A 3,246-nucleotide genomic window follows, 5' to 3' on the forward strand; every position below is an offset into this window, starting at 1 on the left:
ATGATCCGGTAAACGTTGCCACCTCCATTGCGAATACGGCAAAAGAAATTATCCAAACCTCCAAAACGGTTAAAAATACGCTTGACAACTTTAAGGAAGTCGAAAAAGTGTATAAACAGGGTAAAGAATATTACGATGCCCTGCGTAAAGTAAACAACCTGGTAAAAGACGCCCGAAAGGTACAGCAAACCATCTTGATGGTGGGTGATATCTCCGATATGTATGTGAACAACTATAAACGCATGTTGCAGGATAAAAACTTTTCCTACGAAGAACTGGTTGCCATTGCTTTCGGTTACGCCAAGCTGTTGGAAGAAAGTGTCGCGCTAATCACTGAACTGAAGTTGATCGTGAATCCTTCCACGTTATCGCTTAACGATAAAGAACGTATGGATGTTATCGACCGGATTTACCGTGAGGTTGGTGTCTACCGTTCGCTTGTTGGTTACTACACGAACAAAAATATCTCCGTATCGTACCTGCGCGCAAAAGCTGAAAATGATACCCAACGGGTGATTGACCTTTACGGAACTTCTGATCGTTACTGGTAATCTATAAAAGCAAGCACGATGGATTTTTACAATTTACACCAGATACTCCGTTCGTTGTACGATGAAATGATACCCTTGTGCAGCAACATGATCGGGGTTGCCAAGGGGATAGCCGGATTGGGTGCATTGTTCTACGTGGCCAGTCGGGTATGGCAATCGCTTGCCCGTGCGGAACAAATTGATGTTTACCCTTTATTGAGGCCTTTCGCCATCGGTTTTTGTATCCTTTTCTTTTCGTCTTTCGTACTCGGAACCTTAAACAGCATTCTTTCTCCTGTGGTAACCGGTACTAATCGTATGCTGACTTCCCAGACACTGGATATGAACACCCTGCGGACACAACGGGACCGCATTGAACGAGAAGCCATGTTACGTAATCCCGAAACTACATTCTTAGTCAGCGACGATGAGTTTGATAAAAAACTCAATGATCTGGGTTGGTCACCCAAGGATTTGATCACCATGTCATCTATGTACTACGAAAGGGGAATATATAACCTGAAGAAATCCATGCAGGACGCCCTCAAATCTTTTCTGGAAATCCTGTTTCAAGCTGCTGCACTGATTATCGATACTATCAGAACATTTTATTTGATCGTACTTGCCATTTTAGGCCCGATAGCGTTTGCCATCAGCATCTATGACGGTTTTCAGTTTACCCTGACCGGTTGGTTAAGCCGTTACATTACCGTGTACCTGTGGCTTCCCGTTTCCGATCTGTTCAGCACCATGCTTGCCAAAATACAAACCCTGATGATCGGTAAGGAGATCAAAGCATTGGAAGATCCCACCTATATACCCGACGGTTCCAATACCGTATATATCATTTTTATGTTGATCGCCATCGTCGGATATTTTGTGGTTCCCACCGTAGCCGGATGGATCATTCAGGCAGGGGGCATGGGGAATTTCAATCGCAGTTTGAACCGCGGTATAGGAAAAGGCGGATCCGTTGCAGGTGGTGCTGCCGGTGCTGTTGGTGGGAATATTACCGGGCAACTGAAAAAATAACAAACTGTAATTTATGAATATATGGAATTTAAGTCATTACGAAATATCGAAACTTCTTTTAAACAGATACGCCTGTATGCTTTTCTGTTTGTAGTTCTGTGTCTGGTCATTTGTCTTTTCGCCTTGTGGAAGTCCTACAGTTTTGCCGAACAGCAACGGCAAAAAATATACGTGTTGGACAGCGGTAAATCGCTGATGCTTGCCCTTTCACAAGATGCGGCATTGAACCGACCGGTGGAAGCCCGTGAGCATGTTCGCCGATTCCATGAACTGTTTTTCACACTTTCACCTGATAAATCAGCCATTGAAGGAAATATGGAACGTGCTTTTCATATGGCTGACATTACTGCTTTCAATTACTACAAAGACCTTTCTGAAAAAGGATATTTTAACCGGATTATTTCGGGGAATATCCAGCAACGGATTGAGATTGACAGCATCCGGTGTGATTTTGACCGTTACCCATATGTGGCACAAACGTTTGCTAAGCAATACATCATGCGGTCGAGCAACATTACCAAACGAACCTTGATCACCACCTGTAAACTGGTGAACTCCACCCGTTCGGACAACAATCCCCAGGGCTTCCTTATTGAAGATTTTCTGGTGATGGATAATAGGGATATACAAACCATAAAACGATAAAGTCATGAAAAAGATTTATACAAAATTATCCGAAAAAAGCAGGGTGTTCAATGAAAAGTTGAAGATAAAGCTTAACCGGCTCTCCCCTGCAACACAACTTAATATTGTCCTTTTGGGTATGCTTTTTTTCCTGCTGTCTTCAGCGATAATCCTTACCAAGGCTATTCTCGGCCAGGAATCATTATTGCCTGAAACCGGGCAGATACAACCGGTAGAGATAGCCTTCCCAAAGGGTGATACCGTTACACACCCAAACGACAGCACTATTTATCAACCCCATTAACAATAAAAATATGGAAAATATAGAAAACGAAATTTTACAAAACGAGTATGAAACAGACAATGATTTGCTCGAAGAAGTTAATACAGAACGAAAAACTTCAACGACTGACATTTTCAAACGGTACCGGAAATTCATCATCTTTTCTTTGCTGGGAATCATATTCCTACTGGCTTTATACCTTATCTATGCACCCTCGAAAAAGGATAAAGCCAAGCAAGAAGCCGAACAGGGGCTGAACCTGAACATACCAGGAGTAAGCGGTGCAGAAATGCCCGATAACAAGGAAACTGCCTACGAACAGGCAAATCGGGAACAGAAACAGAGCGAACGTCGAACGGTGATGGGTGCTTTATCCGATTTTACAACCGGAACCCTGCAAGCGAACGATACAGAGGAAGATCGGAGTATATCCGATGGCTTTGATAATTCTGAAACAGTAAGTCCCATTGGGCAGTCTGCAATTGCTTATAGGGATATCCAACACACGTTGGGCAATTTTTACGAAGGCCGTTCCGAAATCGATGCCCTGCAACAGCAGATCGACGACCTGCAGGCACAAATTTATGAACGGGATTCCGACAGGGAACAGCTAAATGACGTTCAACAGCAACTCGAACTGATGGAGAAATCTTACGAAATGGCGGCCAAGTACCTGCCCCAAGCTCCGGCAACACCGGCCAATCCGTTCGAGACTGCTGTAGAGCGACCGATGGACGGAACACCCGTGAATGCCCATGCCCAGGCGGAAGCCAAAGA

At 44.1% G+C, this 3,246-nt stretch carries 4 protein-coding genes and 1 pseudogene; all 5 read left to right on the forward strand.

Annotated elements, in window-relative coordinates:
* Window positions 1-551, forward strand: a 551-nt coding sequence (locus Q0502_RS02855) for a DUF4141 domain-containing protein (RefSeq protein WP_298646890.1), incomplete at its 5' end; no start/stop codon positions are given.
* 18 nt (window positions 552-569) lie between these two features.
* On the forward strand, window positions 570-1,562 hold the full coding sequence (gene traJ, locus Q0502_RS02860; protein ID WP_298646892.1) for a conjugative transposon protein TraJ: 993 nt from the start codon (window positions 570-572) through the stop codon (window positions 1,560-1,562).
* A 21-nt stretch (window positions 1,563-1,583) separates the two neighbouring features.
* Complete coding sequence (gene traK / locus Q0502_RS02865) at window positions 1,584-2,207, forward strand: conjugative transposon protein TraK (protein ID WP_298646895.1); 624 nt, start codon at window positions 1,584-1,586, stop codon at window positions 2,205-2,207.
* A gap of 4 nt (window positions 2,208-2,211) precedes the next feature.
* Entirely contained in the window at window positions 2,212-2,490 is a 279-nt protein-coding gene (locus Q0502_RS02870; RefSeq protein WP_298646898.1) for a hypothetical protein, read from the forward strand.
* Between the two features lie 10 nt (window positions 2,491-2,500).
* Window positions 2,501-3,246, forward strand: a pseudogene (locus tag Q0502_RS02875) (hypothetical protein); the annotation flags it as partial.

Source organism: uncultured Proteiniphilum sp. (genome assembly GCF_937873925.1).
Taxonomy (GTDB): domain Bacteria; phylum Bacteroidota; class Bacteroidia; order Bacteroidales; family Dysgonomonadaceae; genus Proteiniphilum.

Bases quoted from the DNA above. Each gene is read 5' to 3' on its own strand.
- traK (WP_298646895.1), top strand. From the start codon at position 1,584: ATGGAATTTAAGTCATTACGAAATATCGAAACTTCTTTTAAACAGATA.
- traJ (WP_298646892.1), top strand. From the start codon at position 570: ATGGATTTTTACAATTTACACCAGATACTCCGTTCGTTGTACGATGAA.
- Q0502_RS02870 (WP_298646898.1), top strand. From the start codon at position 2,212: ATGAAAAAGATTTATACAAAATTATCCGAAAAAAGCAGGGTGTTCAAT.